General features: G+C 69.1%; 20 protein-coding genes and 3 pseudogenes. 11 read left to right on the top strand and 12 right to left on the bottom strand.

Features of this window, described 5'->3' with window-relative positions:
- Positions 1-20: 20 nt before the first annotated feature.
- The 3 genes and pseudogenes from ACFZB3_RS49010 to ACFZB3_RS49000 form a co-directional block, all read right to left on the bottom strand.
- Positions 21-1232 (bottom strand): annotated as a pseudogene (locus tag ACFZB3_RS49010) (ISL3 family transposase); the annotation flags it as partial.
- Positions 1233-1510: 278 nt separating this feature from the next.
- Positions 1511-1732, bottom strand: coding sequence for a hypothetical protein (locus tag ACFZB3_RS49005; RefSeq protein ID WP_391390200.1), 222 nt, complete (start codon positions 1730-1732; stop codon positions 1511-1513).
- Positions 1733-1966: 234 nt separating this feature from the next.
- A complete protein-coding gene (locus ACFZB3_RS49000; RefSeq protein WP_391390198.1) occupies positions 1967-2551 on the bottom strand; it encodes a TetR family transcriptional regulator in 585 nt (194 codons plus the stop codon).
- A gap of 254 nt (positions 2552-2805) precedes the next feature.
- Between ACFZB3_RS49000 and ACFZB3_RS48995 the strand changes: the two genes are divergently transcribed.
- Positions 2806-2979 (top strand): alpha/beta fold hydrolase, encoded by a 174-nt coding sequence (locus ACFZB3_RS48995; RefSeq protein ID WP_391390196.1) that lies wholly within the window; start codon positions 2806-2808, stop codon positions 2977-2979.
- Between the two features lie 421 nt (positions 2980-3400).
- Here the strand turns inward: ACFZB3_RS48995 and ACFZB3_RS48990 are convergent, their stop codons facing one another.
- A complete protein-coding gene (locus ACFZB3_RS48990; RefSeq protein ID WP_391390194.1) occupies positions 3401-5659 on the bottom strand; it encodes an NACHT domain-containing protein in 2259 nt (752 codons plus the stop codon).
- Positions 5660-6447: 788 nt separating this feature from the next.
- Between ACFZB3_RS48990 and ACFZB3_RS48985 the strand changes: the two genes are divergently transcribed.
- Positions 6448-7263 carry an SAM-dependent methyltransferase gene (locus ACFZB3_RS48985; RefSeq protein WP_391390192.1) on the top strand — a complete coding sequence of 272 codons (816 nt, stop codon included), beginning with the start codon at positions 6448-6450 and terminating at the stop codon, positions 7261-7263.
- A gap of 439 nt (positions 7264-7702) precedes the next feature.
- Positions 7703-8137 (top strand): peptidoglycan-binding protein, encoded by a 435-nt coding sequence (locus ACFZB3_RS48980; protein WP_391390191.1) that lies wholly within the window; start codon positions 7703-7705, stop codon positions 8135-8137.
- Positions 8138-8774: 637 nt separating this feature from the next.
- On the opposite strand, the gene ACFZB3_RS48975 is transcribed toward ACFZB3_RS48980, so the two are convergent.
- Positions 8775-9338: a CbrC family protein gene (locus ACFZB3_RS48975; RefSeq protein WP_391390189.1), complete on the bottom strand. Its 564-nt coding sequence runs from the start codon at positions 9336-9338 to the stop codon at positions 8775-8777.
- Positions 9339-9543: 205 nt separating this feature from the next.
- Between ACFZB3_RS48975 and ACFZB3_RS48970 the strand changes: the two genes are divergently transcribed.
- Positions 9544-9954, top strand: coding sequence for a hypothetical protein (locus ACFZB3_RS48970; RefSeq protein WP_391390187.1), 411 nt, complete (start codon positions 9544-9546; stop codon positions 9952-9954).
- Positions 9955-10651: 697 nt separating this feature from the next.
- On the opposite strand, the gene ACFZB3_RS48965 is transcribed toward ACFZB3_RS48970, so the two are convergent.
- Positions 10652-10936 (bottom strand): antibiotic biosynthesis monooxygenase, encoded by a 285-nt coding sequence (locus ACFZB3_RS48965; protein ID WP_391390185.1) that lies wholly within the window; start codon positions 10934-10936, stop codon positions 10652-10654.
- A 231-nt stretch (positions 10937-11167) separates the two neighbouring features.
- On the bottom strand, positions 11168-12025 hold the full coding sequence (locus ACFZB3_RS48960) for an inositol monophosphatase family protein (RefSeq protein ID WP_391390183.1): 858 nt from the start codon (positions 12023-12025) through the stop codon (positions 11168-11170).
- 113 nt (positions 12026-12138) lie between these two features.
- Here ACFZB3_RS48960 and ACFZB3_RS48955 point away from each other — a divergent pair, with 113 nt between their 5' ends.
- Positions 12139-12873 carry a transposase gene (locus ACFZB3_RS48955; RefSeq protein ID WP_391390254.1) on the top strand — a complete coding sequence of 245 codons (735 nt, stop codon included), beginning with the start codon at positions 12139-12141 and terminating at the stop codon, positions 12871-12873.
- 65 nt (positions 12874-12938) lie between these two features.
- Here ACFZB3_RS48955 and ACFZB3_RS48950 read toward each other — a convergent pair whose 3' ends face one another.
- From ACFZB3_RS48950 to ACFZB3_RS48940, 3 genes are all read right to left on the bottom strand, one after another.
- Positions 12939-13769 carry an oxidoreductase gene (locus ACFZB3_RS48950; protein ID WP_391390181.1) on the bottom strand — a complete coding sequence of 277 codons (831 nt, stop codon included), beginning with the start codon at positions 13767-13769 and terminating at the stop codon, positions 12939-12941.
- A gap of 4 nt (positions 13770-13773) precedes the next feature.
- Positions 13774-14661, bottom strand: a complete 888-nt coding sequence (locus ACFZB3_RS48945; protein WP_391390179.1) for an NAD(P)H-binding protein — start codon at positions 14659-14661, stop codon at positions 13774-13776.
- A 161-nt stretch (positions 14662-14822) separates the two neighbouring features.
- On the bottom strand, positions 14823-16274 hold the full coding sequence (locus tag ACFZB3_RS48940; protein ID WP_391390177.1) for an MFS transporter: 1452 nt from the start codon (positions 16272-16274) through the stop codon (positions 14823-14825).
- Between the two features lie 109 nt (positions 16275-16383).
- Between ACFZB3_RS48940 and ACFZB3_RS48935 the strand changes: the two genes are divergently transcribed.
- Positions 16384-17010, top strand: coding sequence for a TetR family transcriptional regulator C-terminal domain-containing protein (locus ACFZB3_RS48935; RefSeq protein ID WP_391390175.1), 627 nt, complete (start codon positions 16384-16386; stop codon positions 17008-17010).
- 38 nt (positions 17011-17048) lie between these two features.
- Here ACFZB3_RS48935 and ACFZB3_RS48930 read toward each other — a convergent pair whose 3' ends face one another.
- Positions 17049-17690, bottom strand: a complete 642-nt coding sequence (locus ACFZB3_RS48930) for a TetR family transcriptional regulator (protein WP_391390173.1) — start codon at positions 17688-17690, stop codon at positions 17049-17051.
- 346 nt (positions 17691-18036) lie between these two features.
- On the opposite strand from ACFZB3_RS48930, the gene ACFZB3_RS48925 reads away from it, so the two are divergent.
- Entirely contained in the window at positions 18037-18288 is a 252-nt protein-coding gene (locus ACFZB3_RS48925; RefSeq protein WP_391390171.1) for an aldehyde dehydrogenase family protein, read from the top strand.
- On the opposite strand, the gene ACFZB3_RS48920 is transcribed toward ACFZB3_RS48925, so the two are convergent.
- Positions 18225-18500: a helix-turn-helix domain-containing protein gene (locus ACFZB3_RS48920; protein ID WP_199810501.1), complete on the bottom strand. Its 276-nt coding sequence runs from the start codon at positions 18498-18500 to the stop codon at positions 18225-18227. The two genes, ACFZB3_RS48925 and ACFZB3_RS48920, sit on opposite strands and share 64 nt — an antisense overlap.
- A 102-nt stretch (positions 18501-18602) precedes the next feature.
- Between ACFZB3_RS48920 and ACFZB3_RS48915 the strand changes: the two genes are divergently transcribed.
- The 4 genes and pseudogenes from ACFZB3_RS48915 to ACFZB3_RS48900 form a co-directional block, all read left to right on the top strand.
- Positions 18603-19166 (top strand): carboxymuconolactone decarboxylase family protein, encoded by a 564-nt coding sequence (locus ACFZB3_RS48915; protein WP_391390168.1) that lies wholly within the window; start codon positions 18603-18605, stop codon positions 19164-19166.
- A 38-nt stretch (positions 19167-19204) separates the two neighbouring features.
- Complete coding sequence (locus tag ACFZB3_RS48910; protein ID WP_391390166.1) at positions 19205-19498, top strand: DUF1330 domain-containing protein; 294 nt, start codon at positions 19205-19207, stop codon at positions 19496-19498.
- A 261-nt stretch (positions 19499-19759) separates the two neighbouring features.
- A pseudogene (locus ACFZB3_RS48905) lies at positions 19760-20227 on the top strand (nicotinate-nucleotide diphosphorylase); the annotation flags it as partial.
- Between the two features lie 274 nt (positions 20228-20501).
- Positions 20502-20689: pseudogene (locus ACFZB3_RS48900) on the top strand (hypothetical protein); the annotation flags it as partial.

Genomic DNA, 20689 nt, shown 5'->3' with positions numbered 1-20689 from the left:
TCGTGGACAGGGCAGCGTTCGCACAGCTCGTCGAGGCACTTGCGCTCGGTCTCGGTGAGCTGCTCAGGCCGGCGCATGATCCAGTCGGTGACCCTGCGGACGGTCAGATGGGGCAGCGGGGCATCCGCCGGGATCGTTCCGGTGCGGTAGGGCCGCAGGTGGCGGCGGACGGTGTTGACGTCTCCGTGGTAGCCCAGCTGCTGGATCCCCCGGGTGAGTGCGGCAGCGTTGGTGCAGCCCTCCATCCAGCGGTGATGCAGGTAGAGGCGGTAGTCGTCGATCATGCTCGGGCGGTGGGTCGCCGCGGCAAGAAGCTGCTCGACGTCGACGGCCCGGGCGAAGCGCAGGACGGTGCCGCGGCTGAGGCGGAGCTCCCGGGCGATGGCCCGCAGGCTGTCGCCGCGCTCGATGCGTTCGTGGATCTGCTGATGGCGCTCGCGGGTGCGCGCCACCAGCGGCCGAGGCCGTCCGTGCACGTCCAGCTCGTCCGGGGCGGCGGGGTGGACGCCTGCGGATGGACGGATCTCGTCCTGATCAGGCTGGTCCGTGAGGGGTTCGCGCAGATCAGCGCGGTGTCGTCCGACGACGCGCTCGACGGCCTCGGCGAGATTGTGCAGCAGGTGCCAGGCATCGGCCACTTGCCGGGCCTGTGGCGCACCGGCCTGGGCACCGTCGCCGAAGGAGCCAGCACGGTCACGGCAGACGACCTGCACCTCACGGTGTTCGCGCAGCCAGGCCGCGAAGGTGTGCGCGGTGCGGTCCGCGAGGACGTCGACGGGACGGTGGGTGTTCATGTCGACGAGGACCGTCGCGTAGGTCCGGCCGCGGCGCACGGCGAACTCGTCGACACCCAGACACGGGACAGACGGCGGCGCCGGGACGGGCAGTGCGCGCAGCAGGCGGAGCAGGGTGTCCTTGCCGGTGGTCACAGCCAGGCGCCCGCACAGACTGGCTCCCGCACGTCCGCCCAGAAACAAGGCGATGTCCGTGAGCTGGGTGGTGAGCGCGTTCGTGCGGCGAGCATGCCGACGCGTCAGGCCCGGTATCTGCTCGGCGAACGTCCGACGCCCACAGCTGCCGTTGCCGCACACGAGACGGCGTGCCCGCACATCGAGTCGCACCTGCCGGCCCGCGACGGGACGGTCCGCCAGACACCGCTGGTAGTAGCAGTGCACACGCGAGGATCTCCACCCACATCCCGGACAGGCAGCCGACCCCACGGCGGACCGCACAGTCAGGCGGACCTCAGCGTCCCCAAGAACCACTCCATCTACCGCCACCCCGACCCCCGGAAGAAGAAGGTCGGTCAGGCGAACCACATCCCCCACGTCCAGGTGATGCCCACCTGCTCTTGATCGCCACCAACCCCCAAATCAGCGACAGAGCCCGGAAAGTGAGCCAGAATCCGATCGAAGCCACGTTGCCAGCACCGTCTTCCGAGCCGGACTGCACGTCGCCGGCAGCCTGATCTGGCCCGCTCGCTGATCCGGGGGAAACCACCTGGCGGGCGTCAGTTCCACGGTTCCCGGTTGGGGTCTTCGCCCAGCATCTCCGCGGCAGCCACGCAGAGGTCCTCCCCGTAGAGCTGGTTGCTTCCCCACTCGGAGCCCCACAGGTCGGACGCGGCCTGGGCCACGGCGCGCCAGGAGAAGTCCTCATCGACCCGCCACGTGCGGATCTGAACAGCCATCTCCGATGTGATCGTCGCCGGATCCACAGTGTTGTGTGTCATTCCGCCGACCCTAGGGACGCCGCAGAGAAGGCCGCCACCCGATTACGTCCCCGCCCGCCCGACGACCGCGGGACGCCGGCGCCCGAGGCTTCACCCTCGGAGCTGGCCGGGCATACGACGTCGGGGATCTCCCAGCCCCTCGGAAGGTACGAGTTCCGCGCCCTGACCCGAGAAGGTCCCAAAGATGGAAGATCCCAACGATGAGGAGCTAGTTGGCGGCGGAGTCGTTCCCGCCTATCGCGGCCCCGCCGGTTCGGCCGGTCGATTCGGCTCAGCCCTGGCGTTTCTGGCGGCGGCTGCCGCGACGGTCGCCAGGTCTTCGCCCGAGAAGCCGGTGCGGCTCAGCACCGCCAGAGATTTGTTCGTCGCCAGCGTGCACAACGCCAGCTCTGCCGCCTCCTGCTCACCGGCCCCCGCCGCCAGCAACGCCTGCTCCAGCCTGGCCCGCAGACCGTCCATCATGGCGCGGACCATCGCCCGGCCCTCCGCGTCAAGCGCCGGGAACTGCGTTGCCGACACCGTGAGCAGGCAGCCGTCCGGGACCGTCGGGTCGGCGATACGGTTCAGGGCGACCTGCAGGAAGGCGGCCACTGCGGCGCTCGGGCTCGGGTGGGGGCCGGACAGCGCCTGCTCGTACAGCGGGTGGTAGGTCTGCGCGTACCGTTGGAGGCTCTTCCGGAACAGGGCGCTCTTGTCGCCGAAAGTGCCGTAGAGCGAGCCCCGGCCCAGGCCCGTGCCCTCGGTCAGGCGATCGATCGAGGCCTCCGAATAACCCCAGCGCCAGAAGACGTGCATCGCGCGTCGAAGGGCCTCGTCCACGTCGAATTGCTTGCGGCCTGCCAGGGTCCCTCAACGAGGAACTGGTCCGGGGACGCGAGCGGCTCTTCTTCGGCTGGCAGTTCGCCACCAAGGCCGCCACACGGACCGCGATCCCCGCGTACGCCGTCGATGTCTACGTCGACGCGATCGCCGCGGATCCTCGCGCGCTGCGGGCGAGCTTCGCGTACTACCGGGCGCTGGACGAGACGATCGCGCAGAACGAGCAGCGCAGCAAGACCCGGCTGAAGCTACCGGTGCTCGCCGTCGGCGGCGCGCTGTGGAGCGGCGCGAATGCCGCCCAGACGATGCGGCTGGCGGCCGACGACGTCACGGGGGTCGTCCTCGACGACTGCGGCCATTATCCGGCCGAGGAGCAGCCGACGCGGTTCGCCGAGATCCTGGAGGAATTCCTCACGGCCAACCGGTAGCAGGCACGCCACACGGCTGAACTTCGCGTACGACAGGCGAAGTTCACGCCCTCCGCCACGTCGTCGAGCAGGTCCCCGCCCTCCTGCACCCGTTCAGATGCCGTGCCGTCCGAGGGGCACGACGCCTCGAACTCCACGACGCCTTGGTCTCCCTGGCATGCAGCCTCATCTGCCGGCGACGCCAAAAGAATCCCCACTCATGGTCCTGCTATGAGCCCTTGACGAAGTTCGCTCCTGGTCCCGTTCAACGGGATCGCTCGCGTCTCCACCACCAGTACGAGGCGGCCGCCAGGACCACGGTAGGTATGGTCACGGCGGGACCGGTGAACTCCCAGAGCGTCGAGATGCCCGCGCCGACGACGAAGCCCGTCAGGACGGGGGTTCGCCACCAGCGGCGGGAGGCGGCCGGCGCGGGAGCCGGCTACGGCTCAGGCGGCGGCAACGGCGGCAGCGGCGGCGCCAAGTGGTCCTGGAACTCGGCGTGGCGGAACTGATACACCGGCCCGACCGCACGGAGCAGGCCCAGCCGGTGCGCATCGTCGAGGAACGTCATCAGACGCCACGGCAGGTCGCCGCGGCAGGCCGCATACCCGACTGTGACCGAGTACACGAGCCAGGCGCGTTCGCCGCTGAACAAGGTCAGTCCCACGGCGATGGCCGGCAGAGCGATCAGACTCTGGGCCGTTCCGTCGTCGTGGAGGTGACTCCACGACAGCCAGACGAGGACCGCTGCGGTGCAGACCATGACAGCGGCGCCACGGAGCAGTCGGCTGTCCCGGTCCGCCCGCAGCGAACCTATGGGGGTGCCTGTTCTGTTCACCGCCCAGGCCGCCTGCGCCCACGTGTAGAAGCCGACTGCCGCACCCACGGCTGCCGCGATCCCCACCACGGGGAACGGGTGTTCGGCCAGGGTGTCCAGCACTGTCGCCCGCTGTTTGCCGAACATGGGCCTGCGCATCCAGTCGATCTGCAGCACGGCAGCGGCGGTGCCCCCGAGCATGGCACCCCCGAGCGCGCCGCCGAAGACACGGCGGGTGAAGTGGGCCAGCCCCCGGCTGTTCGGCTCGGCGGACCCGCCCTGCGGCTGTGAGCGCCGCGCGCCGTTCGCGAACAGCGCGCTGATTGTGCCGATCACCAGGCCGAGAAAGACCAGACGGACGCCCGCGGCGGCATCGGGCGCGTCCTTGGACGGTGCGACCGTCGCGACGCCCGCGCCGACGGCTGCGGTCAGTGCGACCCAGCTGACGAGTTGCGTCAGTGGAAGGACCGGCCGGGGAAGCGCCAGCTGTGACAGACTCCACCATTTCAGATCGCGTGTACCCAGCTCGGCACGCATGCCCAGCCTGAAGTCGGCGCCCGGCGCCCTCGCGAGGATGTAGGGACGCTCCACCGGAGTGCGGGCGAGCAGGGTAGCCAGGAACGTGAGCCAGCGCCGTACTTCTCCGGCCTGGTATGTCCGGCGGGGGTGGAGCCGCCCGGGGTCAGTGTCCAGGGGCGGGTTCTGTTCAAGGAGCGAGGGGATCAGCCGGTCGAGCAGATGACCACGCAGCGCCGCGGGTGAGTCGATCAGCTCGGGGTTCAACAGGCCGCCGGGGGAGGTGCTCCCGACCGCGTACGTCGTTCGCAGCAGCCCCAGGTCGAGCGGGTTGGTGACCGCCGAGGCGACGACGGCAACCGGGCCACGGAGCGGTCCTGGAGCTTCCAGACGGCGCAGGAACTCCGCCCAGCCGGACGCCGGGGGCACGGGCAGGTGCGCGCGGAGGTGGGCGGCTGCCGCCTCGACGGTGAGCGGCTCGGGAACAACGACCGTCGCGGTCGCCAGCAGTTCACTTCCCCGCCGCACCGCCTGCTCGAACTCCCCGGTACGGCAGGTGAGGATCAGCGGCTGATCGGTGCCGGTCGTGGTGCCAAGGGTGCGCAGGACCCGGGCCCTGGCCACGGCGGGCAGTTCGTCGAGCCCGTCCAGGACCGGCACCACCTGCAGGCCCTCGACCAGGCGCCGGGGGATGTCGGTGCCGAACCGTGCGACCGAGGGGTAACTGCGGGCGATCTCGTCGGCCATCCAGGCGGTGAAGTCCGTGAGATACCGTTGGGACCAACTCGACGCTGAGACCGGGACCGGGACCAGCGGGGGCACCCGGCGCACGGATTCGTGCGTCCACGGGCGCAGCAGGGCGAGTGTCAGTTGCATCGCGAACGTGGTCTTGCCCGCGCCGGGCTCACCGACAACAACGAGCCGGCGAGGCAGCAATGCCAGGAACCGGTCGGCGAGTTGGTCCATCTGACGCTGTGCCTCGGGGTAACTGGTGGCACCGGCGAGGACAACTCCCCCGGAGGCCCGCTCCCGCCAGACCACGGGCATCGGGCGGCCGCCGTCCTGGTCGCGGATGGTGGCCTCGCGCCGCCAGCGGAGCCCCACCTCTTCGGCCAGCTGCCGTTTGGCCGCGTCGACGGTCTCGATCGGGGACTCCGGGCCAGGGCGCCCGCTCATCCGCCGCCGCCAGACCAACAGCACTGTGGCCAGCGGCACCACCGCAAGCAGCGCCGACAACACGCCCGACAGATCCGACGCAGCGCCCAGGCCACCGTTCAGAAGTGCTCCCCCGAGCAGCAGCACGACCAGAGAAAGTCCGACGGCCCCCGCCAGAAACAGGACGGTGCGCCACCCCCGAGTCCCCATCCGGCCATTGTGGCAGCAGGGCACAACCGAAGGGGAGTGGGCGCAAGCATCCACCCGAACGAGGCGCCGGACCTGCATGGCAACAGCGCGCCAGGGCGCCCTCCACCAGCGTTCAGCCACCCGTGCGGCAATTCCTCTGCTCAGGCCTCAACTCCACAGTAGGGATCTTCGGTATCATCGCCACTTCACGGCAGAACTCCGGCCACCAAGGGGAGTTGACTTTGGGCCGGAGCACAGGCAGCGGTGGTGAAGCGACGCATTGGACCGTCGGCCGCTGACCTCTGTGCGTATACGGAAGATCAGACGGTGATCGCAGGTCACAGCGTGGGTCCTGCCCGTCGGCAGGAAGCGTTAGTCGAGCTTCTGATGGTCCGTATCGGGCCGCGGTTCGTCCGGGTGGAACCCCGGCGCCGTACTCGGGCCTTCGTGCTCGGGCTGTTGTCGTACCTGCCGCGCCAGAACTGCCGGACCCTCGCTGAGCATGTCGGAGACGTCACCCGGTACGGTCCGCAGCACCTGCTCTCAAAGGCCAGGCGGGATGCCGACGCGATACGCGATGACGCCCGCGGTTCGTCGCCTAGATCTCATCGTCCGACAGGGGCAGACCGATCCAAGTGGCGACAGCCGCAAGCAGAGCACCGTGGACCCGAGTTTCCTCCGCCCCACCTGTTCCGGGACACGACGATGGCGGTGTGCGGCAGAATGACGCCCATCGATGTGCCATAGCGCAGCCGTGACCGCAAGTGCCCTATTTCACCCGGTCGTTGGGCGTGCGAGGAGAGGAAGACGTGAGCGAGAACCAGAGCGCCACCGCCGCAGTGCAGCGAATCGACACTGGGACGGCGCACAACGCTCGCGTGTGGAACTACTGGCAGGGCGGCAAGGACAACTACCAGGTCGACCAGCAGGTAGGCGATCACGTTGCCGGAATGATCCCCGTCATCCGCGACATCGCGCGCGCCGACCGGGAGTTCCTCGGCCGCGCCGTGCACTGTCTGGCAGAGGAGCACGGCATCCGCCAGTTCCTCGACATCGGCACCGGCCTGCCGGCCTTGGAGAACACCCACGAGATCGCCCAGCGGATCGCCCCCGAGTCGCGGACCGTGTACGTCGACAACGACCCCATCGTGCTCGCGCACGCCCGCGCCCTGCTGACCAGTACCCCGGAAGGCGCCACCGACTACATCGACGCCGATGTGCACGACCCGGACACGATTCTGCGCATCGCCGGACGGACACTCGACCTCACCAAGCCCACCGCGCTCATGCTGCTCGGCATCCTCAACTTCGTCCTTGACGGTGACGAGGCGCGGGCCATCGCGCGCCGGCTCGTGGAGGCGCTGTCCCCCGGCAGCTTCCTCGTACTGACCCATCCCACCACGGAGCCCGAACTCGGCGGCGACCTCCAGCTTGAGGCGATGGAGTTCTGGAACGCCAACGCCAAACCGCCGGTCACCGCTCGCAGCAGCGAGGAGGTCGCCCAGTACTTCGACGGGCTCACGCTCCTGGAGCCCGGGCTCGTGTCCTGCTCACTGTGGCGGCCGGAGCCCGGCGAAGAGCCCACGGTCGTACCCCAGCTGGGAGCCGTGGCGCGGAAGCCGTGATCTCTCACTTCACCTCGCTGCCGCACACACTCACCGGCAGGCCCGCCCCTCCTCCCTGACGCCGACCTTGCTACCTACCGCCCGGTGGGACATCTGGGTCTGCTGCAGGTTTGGGCGACAGGTTCGGCCACGCGGCCGACGGCGTCACGCTGTGTGGTGCAGCCGATCACGGGTGAGGTGTGCGCGGGCTTGTTGTCGGCGCGCACGCTTCTGAGTGGTTCGCGTTCCCTGGGCATGACCCGTCCCATCGTCACCTGGAACGAGAGAAGAGCAGGTCAGAGCTTCGATGACCCACACTCTCGTCGATCGGCGGCCGGGTGTGGTGCGCCGCCAGTCGCCGCCCCCAATATCGGAACCGCGCCGCCCCGACGGCCCGGATCCTCCAGTCCGTCGACGGTGCGGTGCCTCAGCGACCCACGCACAGAAGGAACCCACGCTCATGAAGGTCATCGGCACGCGGCTCGCCCTCGGACTCGCCTCGGTAGCCCTCGCCGGCGGCGGACTCGCCGTGGCGCCCACTGCGGACGCGGCGACCACCGCCGCGCAGGTCTCCGCGGCGTACTCCTCCACCAGCTGCACCACGGTGTACTACAAGAACAACGCCCTGCTGTTCCAGCAGCTGGTCCCCAATCACAATCTGGCCTACGGCGACTACGGCGACTATTGCGTGAAGCTCCTGCAGAAGGGCATCGACGAGTACTACGGCGGCACCCCGCTGGCCGTGGACGGCAACTTCGGGCCGCAGACCGAGTCCTGGGTCAAGAAGTTCCAGAACGACTCGCCCTGCTCGCAGGGCGTCGACGGCCAGGCGGGCCCCAACACCAACAGCTGCCTGGAATACCTGACCGGCGCCTACGGGCCCATCTACCCCTGACCACGCAGGGCCCACCCGACTGGGCGGGCATCGGAGGATGTCTCGGCCGTTGCCGCGCTGCACCCACGACCGGGTGCCGCATGACCGCGCTTGACTGAAGAGGGCTCCCCGTGAATGTGGGAGCCTTCTTCTCCTGCGTTGCCCTTCCACATAGGCGTGATGCTGGGGGCCTTCCAAGGGGCGGGCGGCAGACTTCGGTGAGTGCCGCCGGGCCCGTTCCGCTCTCACGGCCCACCATGACTCTTCAGCAGGGGGCAGACGGGCGTCCGTACCGCGATCCTGCCCCTCCTGAAGAGCCCTCCTTCTCTCTTACTGGAGAGTTGAGGGAAGACAGCGTCCGGTCACGCTCCGCTCCTAAGAGCCTTTCTTCGCTGGTCGGGGCGGCCCATAGCGGGCGCTGGGTTGCGGATGCTGCGGACGCTAGCTCCCGAGTTGGCGAAACGAAGAGGCCACCCCCGTCGGGCCGGAGTGGCCTCTTGATGGTGTCCCTCGTCGTGGTGTACGGGATCAGCGGCTGGGAGTCGCGTGCGTCTGCCCTGGGCGCACCTCCACGGGTGAGTACCGCTCCCTCAACAGGAGGCGGGCCACCGCGTAACTCTCCTTGGCGAACGCCCAGTTCAACGAAGTGGGCTGCTGTTCAGCCGATATCCCAAGATGCGAGGCTTGTGTTGCAGTGCAAGCAGCGGAACAGGTAGGCGGTCGGCTCGCCAGCCCGGTCCAGTCGCCGCAAGAAGTGTTCGGTTTCCGTCGGCGCCCAGCCGTAACGCTGATGATCTTCACGGAGCATGGCGAGGGCCTCTGGGTGGGCCTCAAGCTCGCGATATCCGGCGGGGCCGAGAAAGGCCGCGCCATCGCCGCAGTGGTACAGCCAGGCCTCCTGCTGCCAACCCGCTAAGCCGGGAGTGCGTCGGGTGATCTCTTCGACGACCGACAGAGGCACGTCGGCGGGGACGTCAACGGCATCGCTGAACACCGCAGCCATGCCGGAGTCCAGATCGGCTCCGGCCGAGACGCTCAGGGCCCGAGACGCAGCCCCGGAGTGGATGCAATGAAGGCACAGGGAATCAGGCTGCCGACCGTAGACAGGGCCTTGATAGCGGATCTGTCGATCCATGCCACAGACACTGCAGACATGGTCGGTGCGCAACGCGGACCCGGAAGCCAGCGGATCAGGGTGGTATCGAAAGGTCGGCTCTGCCACGGGAGCATCATCTCAACCAGAGAGGGACACCGCGAAGCTGGTAACCGTCTGCCGCAGGCCGCGACGTAGCGCAGTAACCCCTCGCGCGAAGATCAGAGGTTGAACGGCAAGTTCCGTGCCTGTTCCTGAAGGCGACGTGCCGTGGTTGCGCAGTTCCCTGGTGCGTGGCCTGGCGGTGGCGACGGCTCCGCTGGATGGTGGTGAGATGGGGAAACGGGAGACAGGGGAGGAAGCGGTCTGCCGAGTGGGGCGGGACGCTCTGAGCTTCCTGACCGAGGCAGGGTTCGCGACGCCGTCCGACATCGAGGGGGGTCTTGAGTACACCGGTCGAGGTCTGAGAATCGCCGTTTACCACTACATGTGGAACGTTGAAGTTGCGGTGTCGGCGTTCGTGGAACTGACGGGGGAACCCCTACCTGCACGTCACCGGGCCGAAGTGGGGAGACTCTACGCCGAGTGCGGGCTTGGGCCCCCGAATCATCTGCCGGCGAACGCGGGCAATGCGCGCCTGACGGAGGTCAGGGTGCGGGCGTTCGCGAGCGCTCTGCGAGAGCTGCTGCCGTTTCTGCTTGGCCCCGACCGCGACGCTCTCATCCGTAGGGCCGCAGCTCGCTGAGGGCAGCAACCGGCTCGGCGCGAACACGCCGATACGCTCAGAGCGGCGTGTTCACCAGGGCTCTCCAGCAGCTCCAGGCCCAAGTGGACGCGGCCGGCAACCTGGACCGGCTTGTCCAGGTCGACTCGACCGTCGTCCGGGCCCACCAGCACGCCGCGCCCACTGGCCGCAATGGGGGAAGCGTCTGCAGGACGATCACGCCGTCGGCCGATCCTGCGGAGGCCGGACAACGAAGGTCCACTTAGCCTGCGATGGCCAAGGTCGGTCGCTGGCAATCCTGCTCACCCTTGGCCGACGTCACCGACAGTGCTTGTGCGTAACGTCTGCTTGAGCGCATCCGCGTACCGCGCAACGGCGTCGGCCGATCCCGCTTCCGCCCCGACCACGTGATCGCGGACAAGGCCGACAGCTCCCCGCGGCCTCCGCGCCTATCTGTGAAGACGCGGGATCGCACACACCCTTCCCGAAAAGTCTGACCAGCAACGTCACCGTCTACACCGAGGCAGTCTTGGCGGACGACCTCCGCGATTCGACCGGGAGACCTACCGCCGACGCACAACAGTCGAGCGCTGCTTTGATCAGCTCAAGGGCTTTCGAAGCATCGCCACCCGGTATGACAAGACCGCCACCTCGTGCGAAGCAGCGGTCAGTCCCGCGTCGCTCCTGGTCTGGGCAGGATCCCTTTGACGGGTGATCGTCAGAGCCCGAGGCCGCCCGCGACCGACACTTCCCGCTTGGTGAACTCTCCCGTGAGCATCGGCATGGCCTTGCTGATAGCCGCCTTCGCCTCGGGCAGTTCCAGAGAAGCATCGTGATGTCCCTTGGACTTCCAGACCTCGGTCACCCAGATCGTCGTGTCGTCCTCGTCGGCCAAGCCAACGATGTAGATGTCGCATCCTGCCTCACGAAGGCCGTCGACAGCGCTCAGAAGTATCGAGACGACTTCGTCGCGGAAACCGGGCCGTACCTTCATCGATGCCATGCAGCCGAAGGTCATACAGGCGCCTTCCTCTTTCCTCGGACGAGGCCGGGCGCCGGCTCACGGCGGCACCCTGCCATCGGCGGTCCATGAACTCGACGGACGTCGGTTGAGGCCCCTAGCGGCTGCCTTTCATCCGGCCATCAGCATTCTTGCATCAGCATTCTTTGGCGACGGACCCTAAGGCTTGTCCCGTAACCCATGAGGCGGGGTGAAACGGTGCTGGTTTGTGGGTCAGTTGGGCGGTTTGGCCAGGCCCAGGAGCTGCTGGTGGAGGCCGGGTCGGGCGAACAGAGCTGTGCCTGTGTCGGTTCGTCGCTGGCCGGAGAGGTCGCTGAAGGTGCCGCCGGCCTCCTCGACGATGGGGATCACTGCGGCAATGTCCCAGGGGCCGGCGCCCAGCAGCAGGAAGGCGTCGAGTTTTCCTGTCGCGACCAGGAGGGCTCCGTGGCAGGTGCCGGATCCGGTGGATGGCTTGCTGGGTGGCGGCGTGGTGGGGTCCGCAGATGCCCAGTTGAGTGCGGGGAGCACGGTTGCGGTTCCTGCTGCCAGCCGGGCCGCGGCGGCGCGTTCGGCTTTGCTTAGCCGCGGTGGTGGAGGCCAGATTCCGATGGCGGCATCCTTGGCGTTTCCTCCTGCCGTGAGCGTCAGCCGATGCGGCGGTGCTGACGGATCGGAGGGGCAGGGGCCCATCCAGGCCCCGGTGCCTGGCGTTGCCCACCAGCGGCGCCCGAGCGCGGGCGCGGAGACCATGCCCATGGTCACGGTGCCGTGTTCTTCCCGGGCGATGAGAGTGCTCCATTCCGGATCGCCTGCAATGAAGCTCGCCGTGCCGTCAATGGCGTCGATGATCCATCGGCGGCTGCTGCGCCCATGGGCGCCGAACTCTTCGCCCACGAACGCGTCGCCGGGATGTTCCGTACGGATCGACGCGCGCAGGACGCATTCGATCTCGCGGTCCGCGTCAGTGACCGGACTTCCGTCGCCCTTGTCCTCGGCACCCAGGTCGGGTGCGCGGAAGTAGCGCCGGGCGATCTCGTCCGCCTGATCAGCCAGTTGGTGCGCCAGCGTGAGGTCTGCTGAGTCCGTCATACCGCCCACTCTTCTCGCCGATATCCCCGTGATCAAGTCCCGGTCCAGGCGCACGGGCTCGGTGAGACGATCAGCGCATGGCTGGTGTGATCACGGCGTCCGAGCCGTCCTGAATAACCCCGTTCACCGGCGTGAATCCGCGCCAGTTTCACAAGACAGTGACCGCGCTCCGGCGCGAGGGGGCCGAACTTGTCCGGAGCGGCCGGCCCTGGAGCCTTTCGCTGGAGGACCGGGTGCTGCTCGTCGCGGCCTACTGGCGCACGAACTTGACGATGCGCCAGCTCGCCCTGCTGTTTGGCATCTCCAAGTCCGCAACCGACCGGATCATCAACCAGATCGGCCCACTCCTCGCGTTGAAGCCCCGGCAACGCCGCTTCACGAAGGGCACGGTGCTCATCGTGTACGGCACCCTGGAGCCCACCCGTGACCACACGATCGCCGAGCAGTCCAAGAACTATCGCTATTCCACCAACCACCAGGTTGTCATCGACGCCGACACCCGCCGGGTCGTCGTGGTCGGCCAGCCACTTCCGGGCAACCGGAACGACTGCAGGGCATGGGCGGAATCCGGGGCCAAAGCCGCTGTCGGCACGACGATGACGATCGCCGACGGCGGCTACCCCGGCACCGGACTGGTGATGCCGCACCGCCGCCGGGCCGGCGAAGAACTCCCCGACTGGAAACAGGAGCACAACCGCTCACACAAGCAAGTCCGCGCCCGCATCGAGCACACCTTCGCCCGTATGAAGACCTGGAGGATCCTCCGCGACTGCCGGCTCAAGGGTGACGGCGTCCACCACGCCATGCTCGGCATCGCCCGGCTGCACAGCCTCAACCTCGCCGGATAGGCGCGGCGGCCACCGGCCGAGCAGCCTTGGCTCCTTCGACTCGAAGATCAGTTACGGGACAAGCCTTAGTCGTGATCCGTGGCAAGGGCGACGTGTCGCCAGGCGTCCATCTCCTTGCGGAAGGTGTCCAGTTTGGTGTCGAAGGCTTGCAGCGTGTCGGCTCCGAGCGGGAGGCGCAGCGGTGGTTCGGGGGCGGCGGTCATCTCGACTATGGCGCGGGCGGCTTTGACCGGGTCGCCGGGCTGGGCGTGGTTGAGGCTTTCGGTGGCCGCACGCATCGCGCCGACGGTGGCGGTGTAGTCGTCGATCGTGTCGGATCCGGTGCGGAGGCTGGCGGGGTCGAGGAAGTCGGTGCGGAAGAAACCCGGTTCCACGAGGGTGACGTGGATACCCAACGGGGCCAGTTCGGTGTGGAGGGTCTCGGTGAAGCCTTCGACGGCGAACTTGGTGGCGGCGTAGATGCCCCAGCCCGGCGCGGTGGCGAAGCCGACGATGGAGCTGATGTTGATCACGTGGCCGGAGCGCTGGCGGCGCAGTACCGGCAGTGCGGCGCGCTGGACGGCGAGCGGGCCGAACACGTTGGTCTCGAACACCGCGCGCACCGCGGCGTCGTCGGACTCCTCCACCGCGGCGAGCAGTCCGGTGCCGGCGTTGTTGACCAGTACGTCGATCCGGCCGAACTTCTCGACCGCGGCGTCTACGGCAGCTTGGATGCTCTGCGGGTCGGTCACGTCGAGCGGTGCGGTGAGCAGCGTGTCGCCGGCGTCGGGGAACTGCTCGCGGACGGTTTCCGCCTTCCGCGCGGTCGCGACCACCTGGTGGCCGGCCGCGAGGGCGGCGCGGGTGATTTCCAGGCCGAAGCCCCGGGAGGACCCTGTGATGAACCAGACGCTCATTGTTCTACTCCGGTGTTGAGGTGGTGGTCAGGCCGAAGGCCGCGCGGTTTTGGGCGATGAAGCCCTCGACGTCGAGGGGGTCGCTGCCGCCGATGGTCTTCACCAGGTCGTTGGTGCCGGCGAAGACGCCGTTGCGGTAGTCGACGGCGACGGCGAGCAGGTGCTGGATCAGGTGGTCCGGCGCGCCGCGCCCGCGCAGGATGGCGGCGAATTCATCGAGTTCGATGGGCACGTAGGTGACGTCACGGTCCAGCGCCCGCGCCATCTTCTCGGCGATCTCGTAGTGGTTGAGTTCCTCGGCTCCGTACAGCGGGTAGATCTGGCCGGCGTGCGGGGCGGGGTCTTCCAGGACGGCCGCGATCACCTTCGCCTGGTCGCTCTCCGCGATGGGTGCGTGGCGTCCGTCGGCGAACGGCAGACGCAGTTCACCGGTTCCGTCGGCCCAGGTGTCGATCAGCCACTGGGCGAAGAAGGTGGGGCGGATGTGGGTGACCGGGACCGGGGCGTGGTCCAGGACGCGTTCGGCGACCCAGTGCTGGCGTGCCGCGTTGCTGGCCGTGTTACGGCGGGCGGACACCTGCGACATGTTCACGATCGCCCGGACCCCGTTCTCCTCCGCCGCCTGAGCCACGTTCGCGGTGGCGTCCATCAGTCCGGGGCGGATCGGATAAGTGAAGTACAGGGCGTCGATGCCTTTGGTCGCCCGGGCCAGGGAGTCCAGGTCGAGGACGTCGCCTTCGACGACGTCCGCTCCGAGGGAGGCGAGGCGCTCGGCGCGCTCGTCGGGGCCTCGGACGAGTGCGCGGACACGGTGTCCTCGCTGGAGCAGGAGTTCGGTGGTGTGACCGCCGGTCTTTCCGGTGGCTCCGATCACGAGGAGGCTGCGTTCCATGGGGGTGGTCTCCGTTTCTTGAGAGGGCGTCGGCGGCAACTCCAGCGTCAGACCTTCGGACGGGTGCCGCAGAGGATGGGGGAGGGGGGCGGTGTGGTCCCGGTGCAGCCGGAGGCCGTGGTCGGCCTGCCGGCCCGCTCCGAGCGGCCGCGGCTGGGTGGTCAGGGTGTGCGGCGGGGCCGGAGGGCGAGCAGCGCGGCGGCCGCGGCGATTCCGCCCCCGGCCTGGACGGACCAGGCATGGTCGAACCCGCTGGTCGTGGCCTGGGGAGTGAGGGCGACGAGCAGGGCCACGCCCATGGCGCTGCCGATCTGCCGGCTCATGTTGAGCACGGCGCTTCCGGTGGCGGCACGCTCCGGTGCCAGGGCGCCGGCAGCCGCGAACAGGGGCGCTTGGGCCAGACCGCCGGCCAGGCCGACCAGGATCAGGCCCGGGAACATGCCGTTCCAGTAGTCGGGGGTGGTGTGCACGGTCGCGATCCAGTAGACGGCGGCGAGCGCCATGGCCAGCGTGCCGGTCACGGCGGGGGCCGTGCGTCCGAACCGGCTCTGGATGGGTCCGGCGTTCATGGCGAAGCCGATCGAGGCCAGGGGCGCCGGGGCGATGGAGGCACCTGCGCGCAGCGGGCTGAAGTGCCACACCTCCTGCATGAACAGGGCGGTGCTGAGCAGGACGATCGCGAAGCCGGCGGAGAACAGCAACAGGGCCACGGCGGCGGCGGTGAACGGCCTCCCCGCGAACAACTGCCTCTCTATCACCGGTGCCTTGGCGTGCAGGGTGCGCTCGACGGTCGCGGCCCCGGCCAGGGCGGCTGCGGAGAACAGGGCCATGGTGCGGATGTCCGTCCAGCCCCACCCCGGCCCCTGGACGGTGGCGAGCACCAGCAGGCTCACGGCCAGCAGCAGCGCGAGGGCGGAAGCCGCGTCCGGTACAGCCGCCCCCTTGGGCCGGCGCACCTCGGGCAGCAGCAGTGCGCCGGCGACGAGGGTGGCGATGCCGACGGGAACGTTGACCAGGAAGATCCACCGCCAGTCGAGGGTGACGAGCAGTCCGCCGACGGGCGGGCCCGCCGAGGCGGCGATCGCGCCGACGCCCGCCCACAGGCCGACCACCAGGGTGTGCCGGTGCTTGGGGAAGCTCGGGTAGAGCAGGCCGAGCGAGGTCGGCACGATCATCGCCGCGCCGACGGCCTGGACGGCCCGGGCACCGACCAGTACACCGAGACCGGGCGCGGCGGCCGCGAGGGCGGAGGCGGCGGTGAAGATCGCCACTCCTGACAGCAGCATCTTCTTGCGTCCCCAGTGGTCCGCGATCCGGCCGGCGGGCACGAGCACGGCGGCGAAGACGATCGCGTAGGCCGACAGGACCCATGACACGCTCGCGACGCCGGTGCCCGGGAACGACCGGCCGATCCCGTCGAGTGCGACGTTGACGACGAAGAAGTCGAGCTGCGCCATGAAGGCGACGGCACCCAGCACGGCCATGATGCTCCAGCGGCGGGGGTGACCCGCTTCGGTGACGGCCGGGGCCGGGGCCGGGGCCGGTGCCGGTGCCGGGGCTGGGCCGGTGTGCGCCGCCGGCGCGACCGCCTGAGGCGCGGCCTGAGTGGACATGGTGTCCGCCTCCCAGAGGAATGGGCTTGGTAACCCTTTTTCGATCTGCCTCCAGGAGACATCCCGCAGAATGGGTTGTCAAGCCCCTTTTTAGGTTACGGTGGTGACCATGACCACCACCGGCCGGGCGCAGACTCGGAAGCTGACCGCGAAGGGCCTGGCCACGCGCGAGCGCATCGTCAGGGCGGCGGCCGAGCTGATCTACGAACACGGCGTGCAGAACACCAACAACGAGCAGCTCCGGGAGGCGGCCGGGGTCAGCGGCTCGCAGCTGACGCGCCACTTCCCCACCAAGGAGTCCCTGGTGCGTGCGGTGCTGGCCTGGCAGGCCGACGGCATCGTCGCCCGCCATCAGGTGCCCGAGCTGGGCGAACTGGACAGCTTCGCCGCCCTCCGCCGGTGGGCCGACTCCTACATCGCCTCGCAGGACATGGTGCGCGGCGGGTGCACGTTCGGCTCCCTGGCCGCCGAGGTCGTCAAGAACGAGCCCTCCCACCGGGATGCCGTGGCCGACGGTTTCTACCGGTGGCAGGAACTGTTCAGGAGCGGCCTGGGCAAGATGCGTGAGCGCGGTGAACTGCGGCCGGAGGCCGACCCGGCCGCGCTCGCCCACCTGCTCGCTGCCGCGTTCCAGGGCGGTGCGCTGCTGGACCAGGCGGCCGGCGATTCCACGCCGCTGCGCGACGCGCTGTACGGGGCCCTGGCCTATGTCGAGTCATTCGCCTCGCAGCGCTGACCGCACCGCGGAGCGCGCAGCCTTCGGGCAGGCGCTGCTCAGGAAGTACCCGAGACGGTCGGGCGGGGCGTCCGCCGGGACCGGGCTCGTGCCGTGAGGGGGAGTCCCGCGAAGGCCTGGTCGGCGACGCGTTCCAGCGCGGACGTGTCGAGCCCGCCCCTGGCCAGCACCTCCATGCCCCGGTTGACCGCCATGAGCAGCTGGCTGACCTCGTGGGCGTCCGCCTCGATGTCGAGGTCGCCATGCCGCTGCGCGGCCTGAACGCACGCGGTCAGTGAACCCTCGATCCTCCCGAGGGCCTGCCTGGCGCGTGCCCCGGCCTGCGGATCATGGTCGGTTCCCTCGACGACGAAGCCGGTCACCATGCAGCCGAGCCTGTCGGGATCGTCGTGGACGGCCCGTGCCGACTTCACGAGATACGTGTGCAGCCGTTCCAGCGCGGTGTCGTCGGGGCCTTCGAGTACGGCGGCCCAGGCGGCCTCGGTGCGGTCGCAGTACGCCTCCAGCGTTCGCAGATACAGCTGGCTCTTGTCGCCGAAGGCGGCGTAGAGGCTGCCGCGGCCCAGCCCGCCGGCCTTGGCGATGTCGTCGACGCTGGTACCGGCGTATCCGGTACGGCGGAACTGTCGTTCGACGGCCTGTACGACCTTGTCCTTGTCGAATCCTGGTGGGCGTCCCATGGCGGCCAGCGTACAGGCCGCAGGACCATTCTTGACATTCCGTTCCACAAGTTCCTGCGGTCCCTGACGGAGCGGTCCAGAACTCTGGTGCCCGTTGCCCACGGCATCCCCCGAATCCCGCAGAACGGATGAGCCGCATGTCCTCGCACGGCGGAATCAACGACCTCGCTACCGGTGGCGGCAACCCCGTTGCGGCACGGAGCGACCGGACGGCGACCGACGTAGTCACCTCCGACCTGCTGTCTCGGCTCACGCGAGGTGAGGAGGGCAGCGGCCGGACCGTGAGTTGCCCCCCCCATGACGGGGGAGGGTCGTCGCGGAACTGCCCGAGGCGACGCCCCACGATGTGGTGGCGGCGTTCAGCAGAGCCCGGGAGGCCTGGCGCGCATGGGCCGCGCTTTCGGTGCGCAGGCGTGCGGCAGTGCTGCTCGATTTTCACGACATCCTCCCGGACGGGCAGGCCGAGGCGATGGACCTGATCCAGGTGGAGACAGGAAAGGCCCGTCTGCACGCGCAGTCCTGCCGTCGCGGCCGTCAGTCCGCCGCCTTGGGGCGCCAACCGGAGGCCCAGGCATCGAGCGGGGCGAGGGATTCCTGAAGGGTCCTGCCCTGTTCGGTGAGCAGGTACCCCTCGCCGGCGTGCTCGACGAGGTCGGCCTGTCCGAGCTCGCGAAGCCTGTCTGCCAGGACGCTTGACGAGACGCCGCCACATCGTTGCTGGAGCTGGCGGAAGGTCGGAGATGAGCCGTCCCGCAGCTCCCACAGGACTCGCAGCGCCCAGCGTCGGCCCAGGAGGTCCAGCAGCGCCATGATCGGGCGCCCCGTGTGCGAGCCGCGGACCCGGCGGCCTGGGAGTGGTGTCGGTCGTGTCATCTGCTTCCCTTTCCGAAGCGTCAATGTTAACGTCCCGCTATGCCTCTGAAATCGAAGCAGCCTCGCATCGAGCCGCTCTCGCCGCCCTATGGCGAGGGAGCCCGCGAGGCCCTTGAACTCCTCGGGCATTCCCCCGTCCAGCTGTTCCGGGTGTGGGCCCGCCGGCCCGAGCTCGCCCGCTCCATCGCGGGCTGGGGAAGCTACTACTTCTCCCGGCGCTCCGCTCTCACTCTGCGCCAGCGCGAGCTGGTCATCGACCGGACCACCGTGCTGTGTGGCGCCGACTACGAGTGGGCTGTGCACGTCGCGGGCTTCGCCGAGAAAGCGGGACTCGACGCGGCGCAGCTCGCGTCCCTCGCGAAGGGAAGTCCGGCGGACGACTGCTGGCACACCGCCGACCGTGCCGTGCTCGAAGCGGTCGACGAGCTCCATGCGACCTTTGACCTCTCCGACGACACCTGGGCGAACCTGGTCGCTGTCGCCGATGAAGATGCCGCGCTCGATCTGGTCCTGGTCTGCGGTTGGTACCACGCCGTGTCGTTCGCCGTCAGGGCGCTCCGCCTGCCTCTTGAACCCGGCACCGAGCCGATCTCCGCACACTGATCCAAGTCACATGCACTCATGCCGACACTGGAGGTTCCATGCCCAAGGGGTACTGGGTCAGCGTCTACCGCACCATTTCAGACCCTGAGAAGCTGGCCGCCTACAACAAGCTGGCCCCGCTGGCCGTCGAGGCCGGGGGCGGCCGGGTCCTCGTCCGTGGCGGTCGGGTCGTGGCGCATGACGCCGGCATCGCCGAGCGCACCGTCCTGATCGAGTTCGACAGCTTCGAGCAGGCCGTCGCGGCGCACGAGAGCGCGGCCTACCAGGAGGCGCTGGTCGCCCTCTCCGACGGCGTCGAGCGCGACTTCCGCATCGTCGAAGGCACCGACTGACCTAGGTCCGGTCGGATCTGCACCGGAGGCTCACAGAGCGCCAAGAGGCTCGACTCGCCGAGGTGCTCTGCAACGCTCACCCCGCTCGGCCACGACGCCCGCGACGCCCTGCGTTCGGTCACCGAGTGGTCGCAGCGGCGGGCTGCCGAGCGCCCCGCCCACTGCCGCCGGGGGTGCCGGCGCAACCGGTTCTGACAGCGGTCCGCGCGCGGGACACCGCAGATCTTCGGCCCGTAACGACAGGACGGGAAACCACGGACCATGACAGAGTTCCCCTCACAGGCGGCGCGGACCGCCGTGGCCGCTGCCCTGGCCGAGGACGAGTCGGGCCAGGACATCACCACCGCGTGGAGCGTTCCCGAAGGCATGGCGGCCGTGGCCGAGATCCGCGCCCGGCAATGCGGCATCGCCGGCGGTCTTCCCGTGGTCGCCGAGGTCTTCGCCCAGGTCGACCCCGAGGTCACAGTGGAAGCGCTCGTCTCCGACGGCGCCCGGCTGACCGGCGACGATGTCCTGGTGCGCCTGTCCGGCGCGGCGCGCAGCCTGATCACCGGGGAGCGTACGGCGCTGAACTTCCTGCAGTGCATGTGCGGCATCGCGACGCTCACCGAGCGCTACGTCCAGGCCGTGGCCGGGACCGAGGCGCGCATCCTGGACACCCGCAAGACGGCACCGGGCCTGCGCGCCCTGGACAAGTACGCGGTGACCGTCGGCGGCGGCCGCAATCTTCGGTTTGACTTTGTGGTGGTGTTGTTGAGGGGGGAGTTATTTTGCTGTGGCTGGTGGTGTGACCGGGGTGATGGGTGTGGTGTGGGGTGGTGTGTATGGGGCGGGGGGTGGGGGGGATGTCGTGGTGCTGGTCGTGGTGCTGGCTGTGGTGCTGGTTGTTGGGGTTCTGGATGCTGGGGCGTGCTGGGTCATGTTCGGCAGTGTGCTGGTGGCTGGCATTGGATGGGTCGTGTGATTGCGGGCCGGGTGTGCCGATGTCTCCTGGATTCTGCTGGTGGCTTCGGGTGCCGTCTGTCTGGTGGGTGTCCGTGTTATCGCGGAGGCGGGGGTCGGTCTCGTCTCGGTCGGTGCGTTGACGCGGAGTGCCCCTGCGTTGGATCTGGCGGTGCTGCTGGCGACCGATCTGGTGTGGTGGCGGGGGTGGTGGTTATCGGCGTGTGTCAGCGGCTGGGCCGGGGCGGC

Source organism: Streptomyces sp. NPDC008092 (assembly GCF_042957285.1).
Taxonomy (GTDB): Bacteria; Actinomycetota; Actinomycetes; order Streptomycetales; family Streptomycetaceae; genus Streptomyces.
This window is presented reverse-complemented; position numbering and strand designations above follow the sequence as displayed.